At 73.4% G+C, this 1547-nt stretch carries 1 protein-coding gene and 1 pseudogene; both read left to right on the forward strand.

What is annotated here, in order from left to right:
• Positions 1-71: 71 nt before the first annotated feature.
• Positions 72-500: pseudogene (locus tag K228_RS0124905) on the forward strand (hypothetical protein); the annotation flags it as partial.
• A 313-nt stretch (positions 501-813) separates the two neighbouring features.
• Positions 814-1461, forward strand: coding sequence for a hypothetical protein (locus tag K228_RS0124915; protein ID WP_025620787.1), 648 nt, complete (start codon positions 814-816; stop codon positions 1459-1461).
• Positions 1462-1547: the final 86 nt, after the last annotated feature.

Here is a 1547-nt window from a genome sequence, read left to right on the forward strand (position 1 = left end):
CGTCCTCCTCGACGGCGCCACCGCCGTACGCCTGCTCGCCGACGCCGGTTACATCCCCAACGGAGCCACCGATGCCTGAGCCCACCCGCCTACCCATCCACCGCGAGCACGACCGCGCCCTCGACGAGCTCGCCGACGTGTCGGCCGCTCTTCACCGGGCCGGCTACAGCGACCCCGGCTCGGTCGCGCAGTTTGTTGACCAGCTCGCCGCCGAACGCGACCAGGCCCGCGCCGCCCTCGGCGACGCCCAGGAGCTGATCGCCACCCTCGACGATGCTGTCGAGCGGATCGACCGGGCGCGGGCGCGGTACGCCACCCGCCCCGGTTCCACGCCCGGCAGCGCGCACGACGCGGGGACCCTGATCCGCCACTGCGCCCACCCGGGATGCCACCGGAGCTATCGCGCGGACGTCGGCCCACAGGACCGCGGCTGGATACGTCTGCGCGGTTTGGCGGTGCTCTGCCCGGGCCACAGCACCGCCGCCGGCAGCGCGCAGGACTGACCCGTGTCCTGCGACGACTGCCGCCTACACGACCTCAACCAGGGCCGAGATGACCCGATTTGGTCCGTGTGCGACTGCGAGCTAAACGACGACCGCGGCTGGGGTGACCTCGACTGGGTCACCGACCCAGCCGAGCGCGAACCAGACGACGACTGGACCAGCCGATGACCGCGTTCCGCCTCACCGCATGAGGAGCCGACATGAGTAGCAGCTGGCGCGGCGGCAGCACCAGCGCCTGGAGGCGACTACGCGCCCACGTCCTAACCCCGGCCACCCAGACCCTGACCGTCGCCCGCTGAGAGGCCACCCCGTGACACCGCACCACCTCCACGCCACCGCCGCCGCCTGGTCCCTGAACGCCGCCCTCGCCCAGCTCGAGGCCCGCGCCACCGCCGAGGCCCGCGCCATCGCCGCCGAGCAGGCCGCCGCCGTAGAGCCCATCAGCTCACCCACCTGGGGCCGCCGGCACGCCCTCGGCGGACACGGCGACCCCACCAGCGACGCCATACTCACCGCCACCGCCGGACCGCTACGCCGAAACCGCTACGCCGAAACCCAAACCGGCATCATCAGCCAACTCGACGCCGTGGCCCGACACCTGCCAGGCCACGGTGTCGCAGACCCCCTCCAGCGCATCCGCCAGCACATACCCGCCATGCAGCCCGGCACCGCAGCCGCCCTCACCGCCCTACTGCGCAAACTCGACGGGCGGGCCCGGCGAGTACTGCGGGTCGGACCCGACCGGGACCCGCTCCGCGGCGTCGCATGCCCGGCCTGCCACTGCCGCCACATGCACGTACAGACCAGCGGACCGCAATACGCCTGGACGGTCGTCTGCTCCGCCGGCTGCCGCTGCGTAGGGCAGGGCTGCGGCTGCGGCATGCCCGGCGCTGTGGAGGGTGTCGCCCACATCTGGCCGCGGGTTGCCGTCCTCAAGCCTGGCCGGGTGGCACCGTGACCTGCCGACACTGCCGCTCCCGCCTCAACCCCGCCGGCCGCTGCCCCGGCGACACCCCACTCACCCGTGACCGCTACGGCACCGCC

Origin of the sequence: Salinispora cortesiana (genome assembly GCF_000484695.1) — a bacterium.
GTDB classification, from domain to species: Bacteria; Actinomycetota; Actinomycetes; order Mycobacteriales; family Micromonosporaceae; genus Micromonospora; species Micromonospora cortesiana.